The sequence below is a fragment of the Alkalibacterium sp. AK22 genome, from assembly GCF_000585255.1.
Classification (GTDB): Bacteria; Bacillota; Bacilli; order Lactobacillales; family Carnobacteriaceae_A; genus Alkalibacterium.
Genome location: NZ_JANL01000042.1, coordinates 279,243 through 301,674, shown reverse-complemented (window position 1 = coordinate 301,674; position 22,432 = coordinate 279,243). Strand labels below are relative to the sequence as shown.

20 protein-coding genes and 8 tRNA genes are annotated in these 22,432 nt (G+C 42.8%); 23 read left to right on the top strand and 5 right to left on the bottom strand.

The genetic code is table 11. From position 1 onward, the window contains the following. Window positions 1-124: 124 nt before the first annotated feature. A complete protein-coding gene (locus tag ADIAL_RS10845; RefSeq protein ID WP_034303437.1) occupies window positions 125-1,450 on the bottom strand; it encodes an N-acetylmuramoyl-L-alanine amidase in 1,326 nt (441 codons plus the stop codon). 489 nt (window positions 1,451-1,939) lie between these two features. Between ADIAL_RS10845 and hisS the strand changes: the two genes are divergently transcribed. The 5 genes from hisS (at window position 1,940) to ADIAL_RS10820 (ending at window position 7,620) form a co-directional block, all read left to right on the top strand. Next, window positions 1,940-3,253 (top strand): histidine--tRNA ligase, encoded by a 1,314-nt coding sequence (gene hisS / locus ADIAL_RS10840; RefSeq protein WP_034303436.1) that lies wholly within the window; start codon window positions 1,940-1,942, stop codon window positions 3,251-3,253. A 4-nt stretch (window positions 3,254-3,257) separates the two neighbouring features. Further along, window positions 3,258-5,039 (top strand): aspartate--tRNA ligase, encoded by a 1,782-nt coding sequence (gene aspS / locus ADIAL_RS10835; protein ID WP_034303435.1) that lies wholly within the window; start codon window positions 3,258-3,260, stop codon window positions 5,037-5,039. A gap of 1 nt (window position 5,040) precedes the next feature. Next, a complete protein-coding gene (locus tag ADIAL_RS10830; RefSeq protein WP_034303432.1) occupies window positions 5,041-5,940 on the top strand; it encodes a deoxyribonuclease IV in 900 nt (299 codons plus the stop codon). A 76-nt stretch (window positions 5,941-6,016) separates the two neighbouring features. Next, the gene (locus ADIAL_RS10825; protein WP_051503868.1) at window positions 6,017-6,673 is read left to right on the top strand and encodes an NAD(P)H-hydrate epimerase; all 657 of its coding nucleotides are present in this window, start codon (window positions 6,017-6,019) and stop codon (window positions 6,671-6,673) included. 5 nt (window positions 6,674-6,678) lie between these two features. Then, entirely contained in the window at window positions 6,679-7,620 is a 942-nt protein-coding gene (locus tag ADIAL_RS10820) for a tocopherol cyclase family protein (protein WP_034303430.1), read from the top strand. A gap of 57 nt (window positions 7,621-7,677) precedes the next feature. Here ADIAL_RS10820 and ADIAL_RS10815 read toward each other — a convergent pair whose 3' ends face one another. Continuing rightward, window positions 7,678-8,448, bottom strand: a complete 771-nt coding sequence (locus ADIAL_RS10815; protein WP_231492176.1) for an AraC family transcriptional regulator — start codon at window positions 8,446-8,448, stop codon at window positions 7,678-7,680. A gap of 397 nt (window positions 8,449-8,845) precedes the next feature. On the opposite strand from ADIAL_RS10815, the gene ADIAL_RS10810 reads away from it, so the two are divergent. The 7 genes from ADIAL_RS10810 to ADIAL_RS10780 all read left to right on the top strand — a co-directional run bounded on the left by ADIAL_RS10810 (window position 8,846) and on the right by ADIAL_RS10780 (window position 14,815). Next, on the top strand, window positions 8,846-9,709 hold the full coding sequence (locus ADIAL_RS10810) for a general stress protein (protein ID WP_034303425.1): 864 nt from the start codon (window positions 8,846-8,848) through the stop codon (window positions 9,707-9,709). Window positions 9,710-9,727: 18 nt separating this feature from the next. Next, window positions 9,728-10,597 (top strand): SDR family oxidoreductase, encoded by an 870-nt coding sequence (locus ADIAL_RS10805; protein ID WP_231492174.1) that lies wholly within the window; start codon window positions 9,728-9,730, stop codon window positions 10,595-10,597. An 18-nt stretch (window positions 10,598-10,615) separates the two neighbouring features. Then, on the top strand, window positions 10,616-10,846 hold the full coding sequence (locus ADIAL_RS10800; RefSeq protein ID WP_034303423.1) for a hypothetical protein: 231 nt from the start codon (window positions 10,616-10,618) through the stop codon (window positions 10,844-10,846). 237 nt (window positions 10,847-11,083) lie between these two features. After that, window positions 11,084-12,046, top strand: a complete 963-nt coding sequence (gene recX, locus ADIAL_RS10795) for a recombination regulator RecX (protein WP_051503867.1) — start codon at window positions 11,084-11,086, stop codon at window positions 12,044-12,046. 47 nt (window positions 12,047-12,093) lie between these two features. Continuing rightward, window positions 12,094-13,224 (top strand): A/G-specific adenine glycosylase, encoded by a 1,131-nt coding sequence (mutY, locus tag ADIAL_RS10790; protein WP_034303508.1) that lies wholly within the window; start codon window positions 12,094-12,096, stop codon window positions 13,222-13,224. A gap of 120 nt (window positions 13,225-13,344) precedes the next feature. After that, window positions 13,345-13,881, top strand: coding sequence for a nucleoside tri-diphosphate phosphatase (ntdP, locus tag ADIAL_RS10785; protein ID WP_034303422.1), 537 nt, complete (start codon window positions 13,345-13,347; stop codon window positions 13,879-13,881). Window positions 13,882-13,978: 97 nt separating this feature from the next. After that, complete coding sequence (locus ADIAL_RS10780) at window positions 13,979-14,815, top strand: hypothetical protein (RefSeq protein ID WP_034303421.1); 837 nt, start codon at window positions 13,979-13,981, stop codon at window positions 14,813-14,815. A gap of 117 nt (window positions 14,816-14,932) precedes the next feature. Here the strand turns inward: ADIAL_RS10780 and ADIAL_RS10775 are convergent, their stop codons facing one another. Continuing rightward, window positions 14,933-16,021 carry an FUSC family protein gene (locus ADIAL_RS10775; protein ID WP_034303419.1) on the bottom strand — a complete coding sequence of 363 codons (1,089 nt, stop codon included), beginning with the start codon at window positions 16,019-16,021 and terminating at the stop codon, window positions 14,933-14,935. Window positions 16,022-16,185: 164 nt separating this feature from the next. On the opposite strand from ADIAL_RS10775, the gene ADIAL_RS10770 reads away from it, so the two are divergent. The 11 genes from ADIAL_RS10770 to ADIAL_RS10720 all read left to right on the top strand — a co-directional run bounded on the left by ADIAL_RS10770 (window position 16,186) and on the right by ADIAL_RS10720 (window position 18,694). After that, window positions 16,186-16,620 (top strand): Fur family transcriptional regulator, encoded by a 435-nt coding sequence (locus ADIAL_RS10770; protein ID WP_034303417.1) that lies wholly within the window; start codon window positions 16,186-16,188, stop codon window positions 16,618-16,620. After that, window positions 16,617-17,537 carry a diacylglycerol/lipid kinase family protein gene (locus ADIAL_RS10765; protein WP_081757812.1) on the top strand — a complete coding sequence of 307 codons (921 nt, stop codon included), beginning with the start codon at window positions 16,617-16,619 and terminating at the stop codon, window positions 17,535-17,537. Before ADIAL_RS10770 ends, ADIAL_RS10765 begins: the two co-directional genes overlap by 4 nt. Before the next feature lie 84 nt (window positions 17,538-17,621). Continuing rightward, window positions 17,622-17,694: transfer RNA gene (locus ADIAL_RS10760), tRNA-Asn, on the top strand. A 9-nt stretch (window positions 17,695-17,703) separates the two neighbouring features. Next, a tRNA-Ser gene (locus ADIAL_RS10755) sits at window positions 17,704-17,791 on the top strand. A gap of 10 nt (window positions 17,792-17,801) precedes the next feature. Then, a tRNA-Glu gene (locus ADIAL_RS10750) sits at window positions 17,802-17,873 on the top strand. Between the two features lie 7 nt (window positions 17,874-17,880). Further along, window positions 17,881-17,953: transfer RNA gene (locus ADIAL_RS10745), tRNA-Phe, on the top strand. A 10-nt stretch (window positions 17,954-17,963) separates the two neighbouring features. Further along, window positions 17,964-18,044: transfer RNA gene (locus tag ADIAL_RS10740), tRNA-Tyr, on the top strand. A gap of 4 nt (window positions 18,045-18,048) precedes the next feature. After that, window positions 18,049-18,119 (top strand) — tRNA-Trp (locus ADIAL_RS10735). Between the two features lie 69 nt (window positions 18,120-18,188). Next, a tRNA-His gene (locus ADIAL_RS10730) sits at window positions 18,189-18,261 on the top strand. Between the two features lie 6 nt (window positions 18,262-18,267). After that, window positions 18,268-18,339: transfer RNA gene (locus ADIAL_RS10725), tRNA-Gln, on the top strand. Between the two features lie 157 nt (window positions 18,340-18,496). After that, window positions 18,497-18,694 carry a hypothetical protein gene (locus ADIAL_RS10720; protein WP_034303413.1) on the top strand — a complete coding sequence of 66 codons (198 nt, stop codon included), beginning with the start codon at window positions 18,497-18,499 and terminating at the stop codon, window positions 18,692-18,694. Window positions 18,695-19,009: 315 nt separating this feature from the next. Here ADIAL_RS10720 and ADIAL_RS10715 read toward each other — a convergent pair whose 3' ends face one another. Beyond that, complete coding sequence (locus ADIAL_RS10715) at window positions 19,010-21,676, bottom strand: transglycosylase domain-containing protein (protein ID WP_051503866.1); 2,667 nt, start codon at window positions 21,674-21,676, stop codon at window positions 19,010-19,012. A gap of 126 nt (window positions 21,677-21,802) precedes the next feature. Further along, on the bottom strand, window positions 21,803-22,423 hold the full coding sequence (gene recU, locus ADIAL_RS10710) for a Holliday junction resolvase RecU (protein ID WP_034303504.1): 621 nt from the start codon (window positions 22,421-22,423) through the stop codon (window positions 21,803-21,805). Window positions 22,424-22,432 lie beyond the last annotated feature (9 nt).

Sequence of the window (22,432 nt, the reverse complement as noted above, 5' to 3'; positions counted from 1 at the left end):
TCTTTTAGACATGGCAAAAACTCCCTTTATAGTGTCAGAGAATTTTTATTATTTCTCTGTCTACTATAAGGGGAGCATATCACCAATTACCGCTTCTGCTGCCTTTTAAATTATCTATTCAATACTAAGGTGAGAAGTAGGATGACAGTCCGTAATAGACGGCATCCGCTATTGTCTGATGGTAGTGAGCTGTGTTAATCAGAGTAATATCATGATCATGGTTCATATATCCCAGTTCTAGTAGTATGGACGGTCGGTGGTTACTGTTCAGTACAAAGTAGTTGCCATGTCTGACTCCGTTGTTTCTCAGTGGTCCATTTTGAATAAGATAGTGATTGATCGTATCTGCCAGTTCTCTTTCATTTTCTGAGTAGTAATAGGTGGTCGTTCCAGACATCGAGTTTGGAATATCAACGGCATCGTAGTGGATACTGATAAAAGCATCGGCATGAGCCCGGTGAGCATAATACACTCGGTCATTCAAGGTCACAAAGGTATCATCTGTTCGAGTCATGATGACATTTGCTCCTGCTGTACGCAAGTTTTCAGCAATTTTGAGAGACGTTGCCAGTGCAATGTCCGCTTCCGTAAAACCAGTTTTGGCTACGGCACCAGGATCGTGGCCGCCGTGTCCAGCATCAATGACGATAGTCGCTTCTGAAAGGTGTGTGGCCGGAAGAGCAGCTGCTTGACTGGATTGCGCGCTAGCCTCATTTTCATCCGTTACGGGTTCGGTGAGCCAGCTAGCGACGAAGGCAGTAGAGCCATCAGACAGTTCGATTTCATACCAGCTGTTTTCTTCTCCGATTACCATGTATGTTTCAACCGAGCTGACGGTCTGGACTAAAGGCGCATTAGCATCTGGACTGGACCGTATATTTGTTGGATTCATACCGATTCGAATCTGATGTCCGTTTGTTTCCTCTGACGATGCAGCAATGACCGTGCTGTCAAGGCGTTCAATGTAATTTGCATGGATCCAGGCTACCCGGCCGCCATATAAAATCTGTACCCAGTCGCCTTCTGTATACAAAATTTGGTATTCTTCATTCATGTTGACGGTGCCCAAGACAGGAGAATCGGCTGAAGAAAATTGTCTAATATTAACCTGATTTCCGCTGATGCGTCCATTAGCCCTTGTGTCCGCTGAAACTTCCTCATTTTCGACCAGCCAGCTAGCGACCCAGCCTATATTGTTATTGGAAAGGCGAACTTTGTACCACTGATTTTCTTCTCCTAATATATTCAATGAGTCCTCTTCATGTACTTGGGTTAAAATCTCATGTGACAAACCAGGTCCGTAACGGACATTAAGGGTACTGGTCATCACGGTAACCTTATTTTCGTTGGCTAAAGCTGCCAGCGAACCAATCATTAGTGCAAACAAGGCCAGAACGATGAAAAGAAAAACCCGTTTGCTGAACGGCTTATGTAAGTCTCTCTCTTTCATGAGGCACCTCCTTTTTTAATTATTAAGATAGTCCTATTATATGCGATAACTATTTACTTGACAATGCACTAATAATATAAATGTTCAATCCAGCTCTTTTTATTATACGCCGGATCAGGTTGAAATACTATACAAAGTGTAAAGGTTTGCAAGATATCTGTCCTGTTGACTTTGTAGATACTTTCTAGTAAGCTAAAAAAAGACTTGAAATAGTATACTATCCGTACTGAGAACTGCACATCGAGCCGCTTTGTAGAGAGGATCCTCCCCGGCTGAGAGGGATCTAGGTAGGCTGATGGAATGACACCTTAGAGGATTGATGAGGAGACTTGTCACGTGAGAGCGTTAAATCTGTCAAGAGAAAATGCCCAGGCATTTTCTGAATGAAGGTGGCACCGCGTGAAAAGCTGACACGTCCTTTCTCTGTTCATATGAACAGAGAAAGGCTTTTTTTATTTTACAGATATTTTTTGAATAGGAGGAAAAGAAATGGTCTATCAGAAATTGAAAGGTACAGCTGATTTGCTGCCTATTGACACGAATAAGTGGCAGTTTGTTGAAGAAAAAGCAAAGGCTGTTTTGCACACGTATCAATTCAAAGAAATTAGAACGCCAATGTTCGAGCAACTGGAACTGTTTGCCCGGGGAGTAGGGGAAACCAGTGATATCGTGACCAAGGAAATGTATGACTTTAAAGATAAAGGAGACCGCCATATCGCCTTGAGGCCGGAGGGAACTGCAGGAGTAGTCAGAGCTTATGTCGAGAACAAACTGTATGGTCCTGAACATCACAAACCTGTTAAACTTTTCTACACCGGGCCAATGTTTCGATACGAACGTCCACAAAGTGGAAGGCAGAGACAGTTTCATCAGCTAGGTGTCGAAGTTTTTGGCAGCCGCAATCCTGCAACAGATGTCGAAACAATGGTTTTAGCAATGGATCTGTTTAAACAGTACGAAATCAGTGACTTGAAGTTAGTCATCAACTCTCTGGGCAGCAAAGAATCCAGAAAAGAGTATAGAAAAGCGCTGATTGCTTTTCTGGAGCCGCACTTCGACCAACTGAGTAGGGACTCAAAAGAGCGTCTGTACAAAAATCCGCTTCGTGTTCTGGACAGCAAAGACAAGGGCGATCAGGCCATTGTCAAAGGAGCTCCTTCGATTCTAGATTATCTCGATGAGGAATCCAGGCGTCACTTTGAGGCTGTCAAGGAGATGCTGAGTGATCTGAATATTCCTTATATCATTGATACAAATATGGTTAGAGGACTGGATTATTATAATGATACAATTTTTGAAGTCATTACGACTAATCCCAAATTTGGGGCAAATGCCACAATCTGTGCCGGCGGACGGTATGACGGGCTTGTAGAAGAAGTTGGAGGGAAATCAGTTCCAGACACACCAGCATTCGGCTTTGGCTGTGGACTTGAACGGCTTATTCTGCTATTGGATCATATGGACTATCCATTCCCTGAAATGAGTCAGCTGGATGCCTTTATTGTGACTATCGGCGAGCAGGCGGACCGTGCAGCGAATCGCTTGGCGTACCATCTAAGACACAATGGACTGGCAGTCGAGCGCGAATTTATGAACAGAAAGCCGGCCAAGCAGTTTAAGACAGCGGACAAGATGAATGCCCGTCTGGTCTTTACATTTGGAGATGCTGAGATAGTGACAAATGTGGTCAAAGTGAAAAATCTGACAACAGGCAAGCAAGCTGAAGTCTCACTTGAAAAGCTTTATGCCGATTTCACAAGAACATATAAAGAACTGATTCTTAAATTAGAAAAAGGAGAATGACAGCATGAAACGATCAATGTACTGCGGAGAAGTAAGAACAGAACATGAATCACAGACAATAACGGTCAAGGGATGGGTTCAAAAAAGACGTGACTTAGGTGGCATGATTTTTATTGATTTAAGAGACCGGGAAGGCATCCTCCAGGTTGTCTTTAATGACGCAATCAGTCCGGAAGCGTTAAAGACAGCGGACAGTGTCCGGTCTGAATATATTGTATCCGTCACAGGAGAAATAGTCGCCCGTGCAGATGGTCAAGTAAATCAGGAATTGGCGACTGGCTCAGTTGAACTGGTAGCCCATTCAATCGAAATATTGAGTGCGTCTAAGACACCTGTTTTTGACATAAGCGATTCAGGCGAAGTCTCGGATGATTTACGGTTGAAATACCGCTATTTGGACCTTAAGCGCCCACGTATGCAAAAGAACATTAAAATGAGACATAATGTAAAAAAAGCCTTTAGAGACTTCTTAGATAGCAAAGGGTTCCTAGATATTGAGACACCTTACCTAACCAAGTCTACGCCAGAAGGAGCTAGGGACTACCTCGTGCCTTCCAGAGTAAACTCAGGCAAATTTTTTGCCTTGCCACAGTCACCTCAGCTGTTTAAGCAATTGCTGATGAGTTCCGGCTACGATAAGTACTATCAGATTGTCCGCTGTTTTCGTGATGAAGATCTGCGTGGTGACAGACAGCCTGAATTTACGCAGGTCGATATCGAAACAAGCTTTACCGATAAAGAAGACATTCAGTCGCTGATGGAAGAGTTGTTTGTCAAGCTTGTCAAAGACGTCAAAGGGGTAGAGATAAATACGCCTTTCCCAAGACTCACGCACCAAGAAGCTTTGGACCGTTTCGGTAGTGACAAGCCTGACTTGCGATTTGACATGGAACTGATCGACTTGAAAGAGGTTGCTCAGTCTTCCTCATTCAAAGTCTTTTCTTCTGCAATCGAAACGGGAGGGCTTGTTAAAGGACTGACTGTCAAGGGAGCAGCTGCGCAGTACTCACGTAAGAATATCGATGCTTTGGAGGCGGTAGCTAAAATCTATGGTGCTAAAGGCCTTGCCTGGATGAAAGTAACAGCAGAAGGGTTGACTGGGCCGATATCTAAATTTTTCAGTGATGAAGATCAGCAGGCTGCCATATTGAGCAAGATGGAAGCCGAAGCTGGAGATTTGCTTTTGTTTGTCGCAGATTCAGCTAAAGTTGTTTACGATGCTTTGGGAGCATTGAGAAATCATTTAGGTAAAGAGCTCGGACTGATTGATCAGAACCAGCTGAAATTTGCCTGGATTATCGAGTGGCCACTGCTTGAGTATGATGAAGAGGAAGGCAGATATAACGCTGCCCATCATCCGTTTACCATGCCTGCGGAAAAGGATATTCCATTATTAAAAACTAGTCCAGAAAAAGCGATGGCAGAAGCTTATGATGTCGTCTTGAACGGTTATGAAATCGGTGGGGGGTCTTTAAGAATTCACACCAGAGAACTGCAGGAAGATATGTTCAAGGCTCTTGGCTTTACTCAAGAGGAAGCGGAAAGTCAATTTGGCTTCTTGCTCGACGCCCTTGACTACGGTTTTCCACCGCATGGCGGAATTGCTTTTGGACTGGACCGACTGGTCATGATTTTGGCAGACGAAGAAAATATTAGAGAAGTGATTGCTTTCCCTAAAAACGGAAAAGCAATGGATCCATTGACCAATGCACCGTCAGTTGTATCTCAGCCGCAGCTTGACGAGCTGAAACTGTCACTGCAGACAGAAGAAAAAATGGAGGAATAACATGGTTTTACTAGGGTCACACGTATCAATGAAAGGGAAAGATATGCTGCTTGGTGCAGCAAAGGAGGCGGCTGGCTATAATGCTGGCACCTTCATGATTTATACAGGAGCGCCTCAAAACACCCGGCGTAAAGCAATAGAAGAAATGAACATCGTAGCCGGACAGGCCTTTATGTCTGAAAATGGCATAGAGGTTGCTGATATCGTCGTACACGCCCCTTATATCATTAATTTAGGTAATACAATCAAGAAAGAGAATTATGCTTTTGCTGTTGAATTTATGAAAGAAGAAATCAGACGGGCAGAAGCACTGGGTGCTACGCAAATGACCATGCATCCGGGAGCTCACGTGGGAGCAGGCGTCGAACCAGCTATCGATCAGATTGCCCAGGGGCTGAATGAAATGTTGCATGAAGAACAGAAGCTGCAGATTGCTCTCGAGACAATGGCAGGCAAAGGTACAGAAATCGGACGTTCATTTGAAGAACTGGCACAGATTATTGAAAAAGTTGAACTCAAGGATAAAGTTTCTGTCACGCTTGATACATGTCATATTCATGATGCCGGCTATAACGTTAGAGAAGATTTTGATGGCGTCCTAGAAACTTTTGACCAGATCATTGGCTTGGACAAGCTCAAAGTCATTCATGTTAATGATTCCAAAAACATTCAGGGAGCAGCCAAGGACCGGCATGCCAATATTGGATTTGGCGAAATTGGCTTTGAAGCTCTGTCTCATGTCGTGCATCACCCCAAGCTAGCACGGCTTCCTAAAATTTTAGAAACGCCTTACGTTGGTGAAGATAAAAAAAGTAAGAAGGCACCATATAAGCATGAAATTCAAATGCTGAAAGACAGGCAGTTCAATCCGGATTTGCTGACAGACATATTAAATAGCTGACAATAGAGGGGAGTTTGTATACTTACAGACTCCTTTTTTGCTATACTGACGTATATTAATGAAAGGGGTTTATTGCATGAGAAGCCTGAGCGCGTCCGAAATTAAGGCAATCGACCGCTATACTATAGAAGAAATAGGTATTCCTTCAATGGTTTTAATGGAAAGAGCCGCTTTAGCAATAACAGCAAAACTGTCAGAGTATTATCCAAAGAAAGCTTTTTTAATTTACTGTGGAACAGGAAATAATGGAGGCGATGGTCTGGCGGTTGCCAGACTTCTTTATCAGGCAGGGAGACACGTTGCTGTCAACTTAGTCGGGGACTTTTCATTTGCAACAGAGGAGGAACAGACACAACTCACTATTATAAGAAATCTTAAAGTACCTGAGAAGGAGGACGGGTTAGCAAGTACAGAGGCAGGCGACTGGATTATTGTTGACGCCATATTCGGAATCGGGCTTAATAGAGCCGTTGCAGGTTCTTATCTGGAGGCTATCCAATGTATCAATGCCAGTGGTGCAGAAATCGTAGCACTGGATATCCCCTCTGGACTTGAGGCTGACACCGGCCAAGTCTTCAGCGAAGCAGTTAAGGCTAACCGGACGTTTACTATTGGCTTTTATAAGAAGGGATTTGAGCATGCAAAAGCCGTTGAATGGACAGGTGACGTTGAAGAGCTGGACATTGGATATCCTAGAGAAAGTCTGTTACTAGAAGCACTGAATAAGGAGTGAGCATCATGTCAGACCGGTTTCTGTTTCAGGGCAACAACAAGTATGATAATTACTTTGAGGGCTGGTATGTCAAATGTACAGATCCAAAAAATGAGCTTTCAATTGCGCTGATTCCGGGAGTGGCGCATTTTTCAGAAAACGAGTCCTTCATACAGTACAATATTAGTTACAAGCACAGTCAATGGAGCGGAAAACTCACGTATCCAAGATCTGCTTTTGATACTGTCGGCTATCCGGAAACTGTTCTGCTGCCAAACGTTGTACTGAGTGAAAAGGGAGTCAAGGCAAGTCTGGATGATGGGGATAACCGCATCCGGCTCAATTTGAGTTTTGGCATATTCTCTCCAGTTAAGCAATCTTTTTTTGCTCCAACCATCATGGGACCCCTTGAATATGTTCGTATGCCGTGTTCCCATAATATTGTCAGCATGAATCATAAGGTTACCGGCTGGGTCTATCTTAATGGGGAAAGGATAAGTGTTCAGGACGGCAGAGGCTATATCGAAAAAGACAGGGGGCATTCCTTTCCTTCACGCTACGTTTGGGCACAATGTAATCATTTTAAGGAAAATCCCAGAGCCTCACTTTTTTTAGCGGTAGCTTTGCTTGAAAAAGGGCGATGGAGCAGCCAAGGGAATATTGCTGTCTACCATGATGGTGAGAAAGAACATCGTTTTGCTTCTTATCTAGGGACAAAAGCAACCGTTTGTGCCAATAAAGCGTTCGGCGGATATACTGTTCAACTAAAGAATTCGTTTAAGACTTTATCTGTGTCAGTTAAAATAACAGGGGACCATCCACTGGTTGCCCCTATGAATGCCCGCATGGATTATATAATTAAAGAGACAATCCAGGCCTCTATGCTCATAGAATTTTCCCAGTGCAGAGGCAATTCTGAAAAACTTAGCAGCAACTATGCAGCGGCTGAAAAAGTTAATTGGGTTTGAGTTTGGACAGACAATAAAAAGGATGCCACTAAGGCATCCTTTTTATTGTGATCAGGTTTAGACTTTTTCACATTCAGGCAGTTCTTTCAGGTATTTGGTTGGTGTCTTACCAGTAATTTTCTTGAATACCTTGGTAAAGTAGGAGTGGCTGTTGAATCCTGCCAGGTTGGCTACTTCACTGAGCTGATGTTCACCCAAGTGGAAATAGTACTTCGCCAGATATACACGCTGCTGATTGACATAGCCGATAAAGGTATTACCGGTTTCCTGCTTGAATTTTCTTGCAAGGTGTACCGGGTGCATACCATATATTGAAGCAATGTTGGTCAGAGTCAGTTCTCCGGTAAGGTTTTCAGTAATGTAGCTGACGATTTCCTTCATGACCGCTGAATAACCGGAGCTAGAAAAATGCACGACTGAATGACAATATTCTCGGTAGATTTCAAAATAGACATGTTTGACAAGGTAGTCAACTGAATCTGCATCATCAATGATCATGGAAAAACGCTCATAGATTAAATGCAGATAAAGAGGGAGGACACCTCCGTTTTTGGCCGCAATCCTTGCATACGTGTTGACCGTAACCAAGTGACTCTTCAGCTTCTCTATCAGGTCCGCTTCATTATCCGCTCCAAGATTATTCAGTACTTTTTCCGTGTCGATCAGATCGAGAGTCTCTTCGAGCTGCTGTTCATTACCGGCTGTAATAGCATCTGTCAATTGGTCCTGTATCAGATAACGGTAGTTCATTGCTTGGCTGGTAAGCTCTTTCAGCTTGTTAATGCGCTCTTCTTTAAGTGCCTCTTTCTTTTCCTGACTATTTTTCATAAGACACATTCCTTCCTATCGTCCTATATTAGATAACATGTTATATGTTAAATATACCATAATTCTTCTGAAATAAAACAAGTTATGCATAAAAAACATATGTTTTTTTGATTTTTATTAGCAAATTTTCCGCTGATTATTATTTTTTTACTTTAATTTTTTCTCTTATCATTATCTTATTATAGAACGATTCTAATAAGTCATAAAATAACAGCGGTATTTATACAATATTAATAATTATTAGCTAATTTTTATTCTTGTTACAGCTGTTTGAACGTGTCATCTGGATTCGTATCAAAGTTCATATTCTTTTACAAGTGAATAAGACAATGATAACATGAATGATAGGATTGACAGACAAAAACGATTTAAAATTAAGCAATGAAAGGGTGAGGAAATGGATTGGCATATCATCGGGACATTTATCGACGAAAAAGAAGCTGTCGAGGTAATTAAAAATCTAGTGGAAGATGAAGGCTATACTCCTGATGAACTGGCTCTGGTCATGGACAAGCATAACGATTATGAAAAAAAGATTAATACGTTTAAAGAGGTTCGAATCGATAAAGTAGAGGTGGAAGAAGAAAGTGTTTGGGAAAAAATAAGAGAAACCTTCTCATTTAATTCCTACGACAGCAACGCTTCCCACTCTGTATTGGAGGAGTACGGTGTGTCACATGAGCAGTCTATACACTATATGGACGCATTAAGAGACGGAGAAATCATCCTTCTGGCTCATAGCGATGCTCCCAGTAACACGGAACTGTCAGATTTAAATGAAGAAATTTTAGAGGAGGAACAGGAAAAAATGGAGGACAATAAGCAAACACATAGACAAGAAAATGTCGATCCAAAAAAAGTCCGGACATCTGAAACAGATAAGGAAAATTTGAGTGACGAAATCGATCCCAGTCAGGCTGATGATACAAGAAAAGAAAAAGAAAAAGAGGCAATCACTTCTAGTGAGGATAAACAGTCATCAAAGGATGAGGGAATGTCTTCAACAGAAAATGATGAACTGAAAAACAATGAAGAGGAGGATCCTGATTTAACTGGGCAGGAAAAAACAGTTGATGCAGAAGAATCTGAACATGGATATGGGAACACAGTAGCTCAGGGAGTAGTGAAACCCGAAGCTGTTAGCCCGCTCAATACGGATGAGAAAGACGAGAAAGAACCGTCAGAAGAAACGCAAGCGCCGGATACCGACGCCAACTATCCAGAGAAGTCGGAAGAAGCTGGCATGACATCAGAAAAATAAGGTAAGGAGCGAAGAGTTTTGACTAATGATAAAATCAAGACGCAACAGCCAAAAAAAGATTACTTTATTGACGATCAGTCCCATAATATGCGCCGGGAACCTCAAATCGAATCAGATGCGTATATCCCAGCAGGCAAGCTTAAAGGGAAGCGTGCGTTGATTACTGGAGGGGATTCAGGCATAGGAGCGGCTACGGCTATTCTTTTCGCCAAAGAAGGAGCTCGAGTGGCGTTTGTTTACCATTCATCGGATGATGATGCCAAACGGACTGAAAACCGGTTAAAAGAACTGGGTGCCGAAGTACTGGTTTTCAAAGGAGATGTCGGGGACGAATCCTTTGCTCAATCGGTGGCGGAGGAAATCAGTCAGCAGTGGTCCGGAATTGACATTCTGGTCAACCATGCAGGTGAGCAGATGTTCCAGTCCAGCATTCTTGATATTACCGCTGATCAGGTAGACCGGACTTACCGTACCAATGTATTCGGGATGATCTATTTTATCAAGGCAGTTCTGCCACATATGCCGGATGGCGGGTCAATCATTAATACTTCATCAATTACCGCCTATAAGGGTAATCCCAATTTGATGGATTATTCAGGAACGAATGGGGCCCGAGTAGCGTTTACGCGTTCTCTGGCTCAGAATCAGCACATCACAGATAAAAAAATAAGAGTCAATTCTGTGGCACCTGGACCAATCTGGACCCCTCTGATTCCAGCCACGTTTCCAGAAGAGGAACTGGATGGCTGGGGGAAAGATGGGGCACTTAAGCGGCCTGGTGAGGCGTATGAACTTGCTCCAGCATATGTATACCTTGCGTCAGATGATTCCAGTTATGTCACGGGTCAGACTATTCATGTAAATGGTGGAATAGTTATTAACGGATAAAACGGAGAGAGGGATTTGATGAGCAAGAATAATGAGCTTAAAAGACCAGACAATAAAGCCAAAGAAAGAATAGGATCAGATCCAGCCCATGATCATGTCGTATCCCCAGATACATCTGCGCCTTTAGGTTACATTAAGGACCGTCCATTGCGTGATGAACTGGATGAAGCTAAAGTGGCAGAAAAAGCTAAAGGTGACACTGTAGGCAATGAAGTTGAAAAATCACTTAATCCGGATAAAACAATCTGATTAAACAGCTTAATGTATAAGCACACAAAGAAGCCGGAGCAGTCAGCTTTACGGCTTCTTTGTGTGTGCTTCCACGAGAATTATGCTAGTCATTTTCGGCAGATGATGCCCAAGTGACTGCATTTTTTATTTTATAAGTTTAAAATAAAAGTACTCATACAAGTGAAAGCAAGACCAGGGGGATTAAAGTCAGTAGAAAAAAATGCTATACTGGTAGACAAAACAGGAGGGAAGCCGATGACTGAATACAGATCTGAAGAAACAGATTCAAAGGACAAACCTAACCTGATTGAACTGACCAAACAGGAACCTAAAGTTAAACAAGAGGACCATTCAGCTGGGCTTAGAAAAACTAAGGAAAATAAAAAAGACTTGTCTTCTGAGATGACAAACCAAGCTGTCGGTACGTACATCATTACGAAGGTCCAAGCACAAAAGGCTAAAAACCGGTTTAATATTTTTATCAATGACGAATATGCCTTTCCTGTCGATGATAATCTGCTTGTTCAGCATCGTCTGGTCAAAGGGAAAGAGTTAACCAAAGCAGACATCGACGAATTAAAGGAAAAAGGAGAGTTGAGCAAAGGCTACCAGGCCGCTCTTCACTATTTAAATTTCAAGATGCGCTCTGAAAAAGAAATTATTGACTATTTGGTTGACAAAGAATACGAAACAATCGATCCCATTATAGACAAACTTAAGACTCATCGCCTGATTGATGATGAAGCCTATGCAAAGAGTTTCGTAAGAACAAACAGCTTGTTAAAACTTGAGGGGCCAAAAAAGGTTGAGCGGGCCCTTTTCGCCAAAGGTCTGTCCAAAGCCAATGTCCTAGCAGGTCTAGATGAATACAGCCTTGAATTGCAGGAAGAGAATGCTTTAAAGCTGGCAGAGAAAGTCGGCAAACGCCAGCGCAACAAATCAAGTATAGAAATCAGCCAGAAAATCAGAGAGCAGCTTATGCTCAAGGGTTTTGATCAGGATATCACCCAACGGACAATTGATGAATTAGATACGGATCTTTCAGAATCAGAAGAGTACGACGCATTGAAAATGCAGGGAGAAAAAGCATGGACCCGGTACGCCCGTAAATATTCAGGTTATGATTTAAAACAGAAAACAAAGGCTTATCTTTATTCCAAGCGCTATCCGACAGAGCTTATTGACCAATTTATACAGGAAAAAGAGGAATCATATTGACTAAAGATACAACAAAAAATAATTTACTAGACAAATATAATATCGCTATGTGGGAAGAGGGAAAAATCGAGGCGTTTCGACAGAGACTGCTGACCTGGTACGATAAGCAAAAAAGAGATTTGCCATGGCGGCAGACATCTGATCCCTATTGTATCTGGGTATCTGAAATCATGCTCCAGCAAACTCAAGTCAACACGGTCATTCCTTATTACGAACGCTTTATCGGTACTTTGCCAACGATAAAAGATCTGGCTGAAGCCCCGGAAGACGTTTTACTAAAACTCTGGGAAGGGCTGGGATATTATTCAAGGGTAAGAAATATGAAGGTGGCTGCCAACCAGGTCATGAATGAATATGGCGGGTTATTTCCAACTGAACACAAGCAAATCCTCAAACTGAAAGGAATCGGTCCTTATACTGCAGGTGCAGTCAGCAGTATTGCTTTCAACCAGCCTGAACCAGCGGTAGATGGAAATGTCATGCGTGTATTGAGCCGACTGTTTGAAATCGATCTGGATATTGGTAAAGCCTCGAGTCGTAAGGTTTTTGAGGAAATGATTCGTCTACTCATTGACCCAGACCGTCCGGGAGACTTTAATCAGGCCCTGATGGATTTGGGAGCTACTGTTTGTACACCTAAGAATTATCATCCAGAAACCAGCCCAGTGCGGGATTTTAATGCCTCTTACCTTAACGACAGCTGGAAAAATTACCCGGTTAAAAAATCCAAAACAAAACAGACAGAAGAGGAGTATATCGTTTTAGGCCTGATTAATAACCAAGGAGAATATGCTTTTGAGAAGAGAGGATCCAAAGGTGTTCTCTCAGGCATGCTCGTTTTTATAATGGTCGACAGAAGTCTGTTAAGGCAGAAAAACTGGAAAGAATTTCACCAGGACCCGTCTGTTATAGAAGCTAATGAGCTAGAAACTCTTACCAGATATCTTAAGCAGGAATACGGACTTGAGGTAAACATAAAAAATGAAAGAAAAGGGAAGTGTACCCATATTTTCTCTCATTTAAAATGGCAGCTTGACATCTATGAAGGGATGATACTCAATGAATCACCTGGAAGCAGGGAATTACATTATATTCATCCGGATGCATTCGACCGTCATCCATTCCCTGTGCCTACACAAAAAGTCTGGGATCTAATCACGAAGATTACACTATTTTGACCGATTCGCTTGTAATTAGCTTAATCATTCTTTTTTAATACAATTTTTATGCTATAATGAATCGTGAGATTTAGAAACACGCTGTACTTACATCTAAATGATTAGAGAGTTGGTAAGAAGATGAAGTTTCCAAAAGAAGGGGAGTTCATCACAATCAAGAGTTACAAGCATGATGGAAGTCTGCATCGTACATGGCGCGATACAATGGTACTCAAGACTACAGAAAATGCTTTGATCGGATGCAACGATCACACGCTTGTTATCGAGTCAGACGGCAGACGGTGGAAAACGAGAGAACCGGCACTTGTGTATTTCCACAAACATTACTGGTTCAATATCGTTACGATGATCAGGCAGAAGGGCGTTTCTTATTACTGCAATATGGCTTCTCCTTTTCTGATCGACGAAGAAGGTGCTAAGTATATAGACTACGATCTGGACGTCAAAGTCTTCCCTGACGGTGAAAAGCGTTTGCTAGATGTGGACGAATACGAAGAGCACGGCAAGAAATGGGATTATCCGGACGAAATCGATCTGATTCTTAAAGAGCATATAAAAATTCTTGTGGAATGGATCAATGAAGAAAAAGGCCCTTTTTCAGAAGGTTATGTCGACCTCTGGTATGACCGTTACAAGCAACTGACAGGTAAAAATTGATTGTGTTGAGAAGAACAGTAGAAGCGAGCGATTAACTTCTACTGTTTCCTTATGTTTAGGATGAGTATAGCCATTTTACATAGAAAGGAAAGTAATTATGAAGAAGAGTATCGTTACCATTCCTCTTCTGGCTTTAGCCTGCGTGCTCGTTATTTTATTCGGTACACGCTATGCAGCAAGTCAGCGAGATGAGATGCATGAAGATCAGCTGGACTCAGATACACATGAGTTAAACGAACTGGAAGAAGAGGATGACCAGGCAAGTCAAAGCGGTACTGATGTGCTGTCAGCTTACGAGAGCAGACTGGATACTTTATCGCTTTATGAGCGAATCGACTATCAGTCTCTTTTAGAAGAAGAAACTAAAATTGCTTTTTATGCCGATATTGACATGGAAGCAGACTGGACCCAGCTAGTACTGGAACAATTACAGGCACAGGCAACAGCTGAATTGGCTGTGACTGATTTTACATATCCTGATTTAGATTCGTATGAGCTGTATATTCAGCAGACTGTCCAGTCTGTAGTAACTGAAGAGCCGGCTTTTGTTTTTTATGGTATGCCAGCTTTACCTGATCAAATTAGGGACATCGGCCTGTCCGAAACAGAGGAATATATGACTTTTATTTTGAATCGTCTGGGAGAAATCGAAAATACTCAGGTTGTGCTGATTGAGCCTTACCCTATGATCGATCAAATCGGTCAGATGAATTCCCGTTCACTGGATTATCAAAGTTACCTTAACCGGATGAGACAGCTCGCCGAAAACCGACAGCTGACAGTTATACCTGTCCATTCTGTCTTTATGGAGCAAGCAGAAGCAGAAGGGACAGGAACTTATTTTGACGGGGAGTCTCTTACTCTGAATGCTCAAGGACATCAGCTGGTGTCTGAAATTATTGATTCCAGCCTGAGTGCAACCTTACAGCAATAAAATTAAAAAGCTTCCATCAAGGCAGTACTTCTTGATGGAAGCTTTTTCTGTCTAGGTTGATTAAATTGTGTCGGGCAAAGAAGACAGTTGTGCATGCGGTCGAAAGAGGTTTGTTCTTCAATGTAAAGTATTGACCGTTGAGATATCATCTTTATGATTAGTTTTGAAACTACTGACCAGCTTGTTCAAATGCTGAAGGTTCTCTTCATAATCTAATACAGCTGACATTAAATGGATCACAGTATTACTTTGGCCATAGTCGTTTTCAAGGTAGGACTCCAAACTGGCTTCATTGAAAAAGGAACTCATAAAGGTCTGTCTTAAATCAGATTTGTAAGCAATAAAATTTACCTCTTTGGGCAGTACGCGACCATTCCACTTCAAAATGATTTGTTCATGTGCAGACATTAGAGTTTCGAGGCGTTCTCTCAACAGGACACGCAACTCTTCTGGAAAGTGATTGTATACATTCTCTGACTGATGAAGTGTCCTTACGAGAAAATACGCTGATTCGGTTGTTCGAATAAACTGCCGGTAAACGACTAGAAGTCGAGTCACAGAAATCTCTTTCTGTCTGAACCAGCGATCCCACTGGGTATCTTTGAGCAGTGTCATCATCTTCTTCATTTCAGTAATAGACTGCTCAATAGAAACAAGGTCAGAGCGCATTAGAGAGTATTGAACATTTTTTCTCAGGCTAACTCGGATAAATCGGGTCAGATCGTCTGTGACAACATTAGTGAGCTGAAATAGTTTTTCCTCATAATTAGGCGGCATGACCATCCGATTGACGCCAAAGGCTACGACGACACCGACAAAGGTGGCCAGAACACGTATAGTAGCATTTTCTATAATATCACCATTGGTCGAAAGCATGATGATGATTAGAGTCATCGTCGATAATCCAATCACATTATTGAGTTTCATTTGATGCAAAATAGCTATCAGAATGGCGGTTGCAAAGCTGATGACGAGAAGTGAACTACCGAAAGCACTTGCCATCAATACAGCCACAAAACCACCGATAGTGTTAGCCATTAACCGGTCTTTCAGTGTCTGGAAAGATTTTTTGACAGATGGCTGCATAGAAGCTACAACAGATATTCCCGCCAGCGAGGCACTCTCGTCAAAGCCGAGTGTAATGGGGATCAATAAAGATAAAAATACAGCTATACTGGTTTTGAACGTGCGAGCTCCAATTTTCATAAAGTTTAATTCACTGCTTTCGATTTATAATGGTACCATTATACTACAAAAGAATGGCATCTTTAATAAAAATCAGGAACAGCTTTGACATATTGTTGCAAAAAAAGAAGGAAGACTGTATCATTTGAGTAGAGAGTAAGAAAACAAGTTAAAGGATTGATAATATGAGTTATTTAGTCGAACAATCCATTGAACGTCTAAAATTAAACAACATTAGAATTACCCCACAAAGACATGCTATCCTCGAATTTCTAATTGACCAAGACAGCCACCCGACTGCTGACGAAATTTACAAAGCCTTGGAAAGTCGTTTTCCAAGTATGAGTGTGGCTACCGTTTACAATAACCTCAGACTGTTTACAGATCTTGGACTCGTCAAAGAGATGATGTACGGAGATAGTTCTAGCCGTTTTGACTTTGCCTCGACAGAACATTATCATGCGATCTGTTCTGAATGTGGGAAAATAGAAGATATTTACTACCCCGGTTTGGACGATGTCGAAGTCGTTGCCAGTAACTTGACAGGCTTTGAAGTGGCGTCTCACCGGCTGGAAATATACGGTCTCTGCCCCCATTGCCAAGCTAAAAAAGCAGAATAGGGGCGATTAAGATCATAAAAGCAGTCTTACTAACTAATCCATCATCCGGAAAAAAGAGTGGAGAAGCATATGCACTCTATGCTCAAGAAAAATTTCAGGAAGCCGGGTGGCAGTGCGAAATCAGGCTGACACAAAAAGAAAGCGATATTGCTGATTTCACCCGTTATGCTTCTGAAACTGAAGCCGATCGGCTCATCATAATTGGAGGTGACGGAACGGTTTCCAAGGTGCTGAATACACTGAACCAGATGGCCAATTTGCCTGTGATTGGAATCATTCCGACCGGCACGGTGAATAATGTCGCAAAGGGAATGGGGCTGCAGCTTCCAGTGGAAAATGTTGTAGACCAGCTGATTCAAAGTAAAATAAAAGCGTGCGACGTCGGCGAAGTGAACGGCCGGCTTTTTTTAAGCTCACTTTCTTCGGGCACGGTACCGGCGACTGTGTGGACAGTCTCTGATGAAATGAAAGAAAAATACGGATCGCTTGCTTACTTTATGGAAGGCCTTAGAGCATTAAAGGACGAAGAGCCGTATACAGTGCGAGTTGACCTTGATGGTCAGAGTTTTACAAGGCAGGTCAGTTTGATGCTTATTGGTGTCTCTCACAGTATCTCGGGCATACCGCACTTTTTTGAGAAAGCTCACATGGATGACGGGCGCTTGTATATGCTATTAATCGATCAGACCAGTATAAGGGAAAAATTGCATATCCTGTCAGACTTGCTGAGGGATGACATAGGAGTACAGTCCTCTCATGCAGTGATTAAGTCCTTTGAACAGGCTCATATTGTGATTGAAAATAAGCCTATGTACGCAGCGATGGATGGTGAAAAAGGCCCGGCTTTTCCTCTTGAGGTAAACGTCAGACCCGGTTTTGTCCGTGCATTGATACCGGTAAAGAGAGAGGAGAGTTAAGAAAATCATACTTTTTTGCTAGAGTCTTATTGACTTTATTACTGCGCCGTGCTATGATATAAGAGTTGGTGCAAGACATCGTATTCCGCAATAGCTCAGTTGGTAGAGCGCACGACTGTTAATCGTGTTGTCGCAGGTTCGAGCCCTGCTTGCGGAGTTTTATAGTGGAGAATTGTCCGAGTGGCTGAAGGAGCACGCCTGGAAAGCGTGTATACGGTTTTTCCGTATCGAGGGTTCGAATCCCTCATTCTCCGTTTTTAATAAGGCCCCTTGGTCAAGCGGTTAAGACACCGCCCTTTCACGGCGGTAACACGGGTTCGAATCCCGTAGGGGTCATTTACAAGGCGCTGTAGCTCAGTTGGTAGAGCAACGGATTGAAGCTCCGTGTGTCGGCAGTTCGACTCTGTCCAGCGCCATGTTTCTTATGGAGGGATAGCGAAGTGGCTAAACGCGGCGGACTGTAAATCCGCTCCTTCGGGTTCGTAGGTTCGAATCCTACTCCCTCCATTTTAGGGGTATAGTTTAATGGTAAAACTATGGTCTCCAAAACCATCGATGTGGGTTCAACTCCTGCTACCCCTGTTTACCTCTAAAACTGAAATAGGCATGACTTTTATGAGGTAGTTAAGTTATAATTTATATAGAAATATGGCGATTGTGGCGAAGTGGTTAACGCACCGGGTTGTGGTCTCGGCATTCGTGGGTTCGAACCCCATCAGTCGCCCTTTATTGGGCTATAGCCAAGTGGTAAGGCAGCGGGTTTTGGTCTCGCCATTCCTAGGTTCGAATCCTAGTAGCCCAGTTAAAAAGCAGATTCTGACCTGAATTTTGAGGTGATTGGCCTCATTTATAAAATTAGACAAATCTGCTGTATATGCGCTTAAAGCGTGCTGAATCGAAGCTCAATGCAGATGCATTGAGCTTTCGTTATTTAATTTAAAAAGAAAAGAGTGCGTAATATGGGAAAAAACCATGGTATTTTTTTGCTGACAATAGGGACTGTGATTGTCTTGCTATCGCTGTTTATTGTTTTTCATGATCCCATTATAGGCGGAGCAGGACTGTTAATTGGTTCTTGGAATATGTTTATCGGTATTCGGTTAATCAAAGGCAAGTGGCTATTTGGCTCAAAATTTAATGATCCTGATGATAAATAAAATGTGCAGCAACAAGTATGGGTCTTTTAAAAAGACCCATACTTGTTTTTTTGTTTCAATTAATGGACCTAATGTAAAAACGTGGCTTATTGTTAGACAGGCTACTAGACGAGTGAAAATCAAAGAGAAGTCCATAGATCACATTTATGCATCTGAATACGTGATACAACTGGCAGTAAAAAGCCTTTACTGAGGTCTTCACGATATACAAAAAGCTCCAATACTGCGAATGTGTCATGCAGTACTGGAGCTTTTACCGTGCTTATCTATTTAAATAATCCCAAAGAGGTAAAAAGAAGAGGGAAAGCTCATGAATCAGTCGCCGCCTTCAGCTTCCTCTTCCTCGTTCTGGTCATCAGTTGATTCTTCATCCAGTTCCGGTTCGGGTTCCGGTTCGTCAACTTCGGGCTCATTTGTATTATCGTCGCTGCTGTCATCTGGTGACTCCGCTGGCTGATCGTTATTTGTTTCTTGGTCTTGCTCAGCTGGCTCTTCCTCGGGTTCGTCTTCCGTTTCGTCCTCATTTACTTCCGGTTCATTATCAGCTTCCTCTTCAGTTTCATCTTCATCTTCATTTTCATCGTCCTCCGGTTCATCGCTGTCGCGTTCCGGGATCGTTAGAGTTATTGACGCTTCTGGACTCGTATTGCCAAAAGCGGAAACGGAAAGGGTGATAGTCAGTGAACCTGAAGGGGGTTCTGAAATGGTTGCTTCTGTTCCAGAAAGGCTGGTCGATTGTCCTCCCACGGTCAGGTTATAAGTGACCTCTTCATCTTCATTTTCCAAGGTGTAGGCATTCCAGGTGATAGTCAATTCATCAGCCTCATCGTCATAATCTGCACTCAGACCACTTGGAACTGACAGTTCTTCGCCATAAGAAGTTGACTGTTCGGTCGGCTCGGTTCCGGCGACAAACAGCTCGCTAACAATGCTGCCGGAAGGAGTATTTGGTCCTGGAAGTTTGGCTGGATCACTGCCATTCTCCACTTGAACTTCTCTTACTGATGAGGGTCTGGTCCAGCCTGAATTATCCAGTCCTTCTGACACATAGGCCATGATTTCACGGTAAATATGTCTAGGTAAAAGGCGTGTACCGTCATTTAGAGTTAGATAGCCGTCTCCAGTCCGGTTAAATCCAGTCCAGACGGAAAGAGAATAGGTCGGCGTATATCCTACATACCAGGAATCTGGTACGCCGTGAGAAGGAATATTATGCGCTTCATGATCTTCCGCGCTGAAGTTAGTTGTTCCTGTTTTACCAGCTTGAGTCAGTCCTGGAATGCCCAGGGTACTGCTATTATTCTCAGGGACGCCTTTGAGGACATCGGTAATCATATAAGCCGTGTAGTCCGACATAGCCTGGTTTGTTTCAGGAGTCAGATCAATCTCCTGTCCGTCATGAGTAATGACCCGACTGACAGCATAAGGTTCGGTAAAGTTACCACCATTGGCAAAGGCGGCATAGGCTCCAGCCATCTCAAGGGGAGTCATCTCTCCATTAATCGCATTCTGTGGCAGGATTGTATTACTGGTACTGTTCAGCTCAGCAGAGTCAATACCCAGTCCACCTAAAAAGTTATCAATGTCGTTAGTGTCCAAGTCTTCGTTCATGATACGGACAGCTGGTATGTTTCGGGATTCTACGAGGGCATCTCTCAGGCTCATCTGCCCGCGGAATGCTCTGTCAAAATTTCTAGGAGTCCAGTCGGTACCAGGAGCCGTATATTCTTCGTCCACAATCTGATGATAAGTGGAGTACTGCAAAAACTCGATAGCCGGGCCATAAGTGGTCAGCGGTTTAATCGTGGATCCAGTTGTCTGCTGTTCTGTGGCACGGTTTCTCTCCCGCAAGCCGTCCTGATTCCGTCCGCCACCGAGTGCTCTAATTTTTCCTGTATCAGCTTCGACGAGTGAAACAGCTGCCTGAATATCTTCGTTGATAAAGTCTACGTATTCTCCTGAATTCAAAACGTCAAAGACACGCTGTTGGGCAGCCATATCTAAATTAGTTTCTACCGTCAAGCCGGCTGTAGAAAGGTCAAGCCCGGTCTGTTCTCTGATTTCGTCTCTGACCTGGGTCACAAAGCTGTCGAATACCAAGTCGTTTTGCTCATCCTGACTTAGCTCAACCAAACCTTCAGTTACAGGAGTATTGACAGCTTGAGACCGTTCTTGTTCCGAAATCATACCTTCACTGTACATGGCGTTGATAACCACGTTACGACGGCGTTCAGCCAGATCTGGATTGACATGCGGATTGAAGCGGTTAGGCGCCTGAGCCATACCTGCAAAGAGGGCGGCTTCATGAATTTCAAGTTCACTGGCGGGCTTTCCGAAATAGTGTTCAGAAGCTGTCGCTACACCGTAAACATTTCCTCCCAGATTGATTCGGTTCAAGTACATAGTCATAATCTGCTCTTTAGACAACTGACGTTCAAGCTGTACTGCCAGCCAGGCTTCCTGTGCTTTTCTTTCCAGTGTTTGATCTTCACGGGCAGTGGAGAAGACCGATAGTTTAACCAGTTGCTGTGTAACTGTACTTCCACCACCAACGATTTGTCCGCGGTTGGTTACAAAGCCGGCTGCCGCACGGGCGATCCCGATCGGATCGATACCGAAATGACTCTCGAAGCGCTGGTCTTCGATGGCAATGACGGCATTGACCATAACGTCTGGAATATCCTCAGGACTGGCAAAGTTACGAGTTTCCGCACCAATTGTGTAAAAGACTTCGCCATCTTTATCCAGTAGTTCTGATGAAAATGTACCGACCAGGTCTTCTTCGGTAATGTCTGGGGCACTGGCAGCGTAATAGACAAACAGTGACGCCCCAAAAACAATTCCCAATGTGACTAGGGCTGCTAAGGTTAAAAAAAGGCGTTTAATCCACAAGCCGAGCCCTCTTTTTTTACGGGGCTTGTCCGTTTTTTTGTTCTTGTTTTTTTTGTAGTCTTTCCGTGATTGCTGTTCTTTTTGAGACATGATTTTCTCCTTATCTTCTATTGTATGAGATCTAAACAGAAGTGATAGTATGGGGTCGAGTTTTCAGAAAAACTTTACACTATTTCTAAAATACAGTCAATAGAGGTCTTTTATCTTAAGAGACTCTTAATGTCTGACATTCTGAATCAGTTTGTCTACGATATCAAGGTAAGGCAAACGGGGAGAAAAAGTGTATTGAAGCTCGTACCCTTCTTTTTCGAAAACAGAAAGAGGGATTGATTTTTTACCTTTCTCAGTGAACTGCTGCTTCCACCAGTCGTTCACTGCTTGAAAATCGAGCAGAAACACTCGGTTTGTCGTGCTGAAACGAATAATGACGAAAGTGATTCCGCCCTGAGTTGCGCAACTTTCCATATGATGAATCTGATGTTCATGGAAATTTTTTAATGGAAAGGAGGTTTTGTTTTTCGTTTCTTTTGCTTCAAAGTCGATGTAGTACCCTTTGTAAACACCATTGTAATCCGTTGTGGACGCTTTTTTGTAGTAAGCTTCGGTGATCTTCGCTGCACTGCGCCTAGGATAGTCGACATTGACCACCTGAATCGGTATGGGTTTTTTGTGAATCACTGCAATGTGTCTTGACCTGTAATAGTCATTTGACTGATTCAAATCTTCTTCCAACGTCATTCCTCGATTGCTGAAGCCGGCTTTCTTTGGTTGCTTTCTTTCTTTATTTTTGTCATTATTGACGAGATAAGGTTTACCATTAGGGTAACGGATCCTCACTTTACTCAC

Coding starts and splice junctions, on each gene's coding strand:
- ADIAL_RS10845 (WP_034303437.1), bottom strand. CDS start 1,450: ATGAAAGAGAGAGACTTACATAAGCCGTTCAGCAAACGGGTTTTTCTT.
- hisS (WP_034303436.1), top strand. CDS start 1,940: ATGGTCTATCAGAAATTGAAAGGTACAGCTGATTTGCTGCCTATTGAC.
- aspS (WP_034303435.1), top strand. CDS start 3,258: ATGAAACGATCAATGTACTGCGGAGAAGTAAGAACAGAACATGAATCA.
- ADIAL_RS10830 (WP_034303432.1), top strand. CDS start 5,041: ATGGTTTTACTAGGGTCACACGTATCAATGAAAGGGAAAGATATGCTG.
- ADIAL_RS10825 (WP_051503868.1), top strand. CDS start 6,017: ATGAGAAGCCTGAGCGCGTCCGAAATTAAGGCAATCGACCGCTATACT.
- ADIAL_RS10820 (WP_034303430.1), top strand. CDS start 6,679: ATGTCAGACCGGTTTCTGTTTCAGGGCAACAACAAGTATGATAATTAC.
- ADIAL_RS10815 (WP_231492176.1), bottom strand. CDS start 8,448: ATGAAAAATAGTCAGGAAAAGAAAGAGGCACTTAAAGAAGAGCGCATT.
- ADIAL_RS10810 (WP_034303425.1), top strand. CDS start 8,846: ATGGATTGGCATATCATCGGGACATTTATCGACGAAAAAGAAGCTGTC.
- ADIAL_RS10800 (WP_034303423.1), top strand. CDS start 10,616: ATGAGCAAGAATAATGAGCTTAAAAGACCAGACAATAAAGCCAAAGAA.
- recX (WP_051503867.1), top strand. CDS start 11,084: ATGACTGAATACAGATCTGAAGAAACAGATTCAAAGGACAAACCTAAC.
- mutY (WP_034303508.1), top strand. CDS start 12,094: ATGTGGGAAGAGGGAAAAATCGAGGCGTTTCGACAGAGACTGCTGACC.
- ntdP (WP_034303422.1), top strand. CDS start 13,345: ATGAAGTTTCCAAAAGAAGGGGAGTTCATCACAATCAAGAGTTACAAG.
- ADIAL_RS10780 (WP_034303421.1), top strand. CDS start 13,979: ATGAAGAAGAGTATCGTTACCATTCCTCTTCTGGCTTTAGCCTGCGTG.
- ADIAL_RS10775 (WP_034303419.1), bottom strand. CDS start 16,021: ATGAAAATTGGAGCTCGCACGTTCAAAACCAGTATAGCTGTATTTTTA.
- ADIAL_RS10770 (WP_034303417.1), top strand. CDS start 16,186: ATGAGTTATTTAGTCGAACAATCCATTGAACGTCTAAAATTAAACAAC.
- ADIAL_RS10720 (WP_034303413.1), top strand. CDS start 18,497: ATGGGAAAAAACCATGGTATTTTTTTGCTGACAATAGGGACTGTGATT.
- ADIAL_RS10715 (WP_051503866.1), bottom strand. CDS start 21,676: ATGTCTCAAAAAGAACAGCAATCACGGAAAGACTACAAAAAAAACAAG.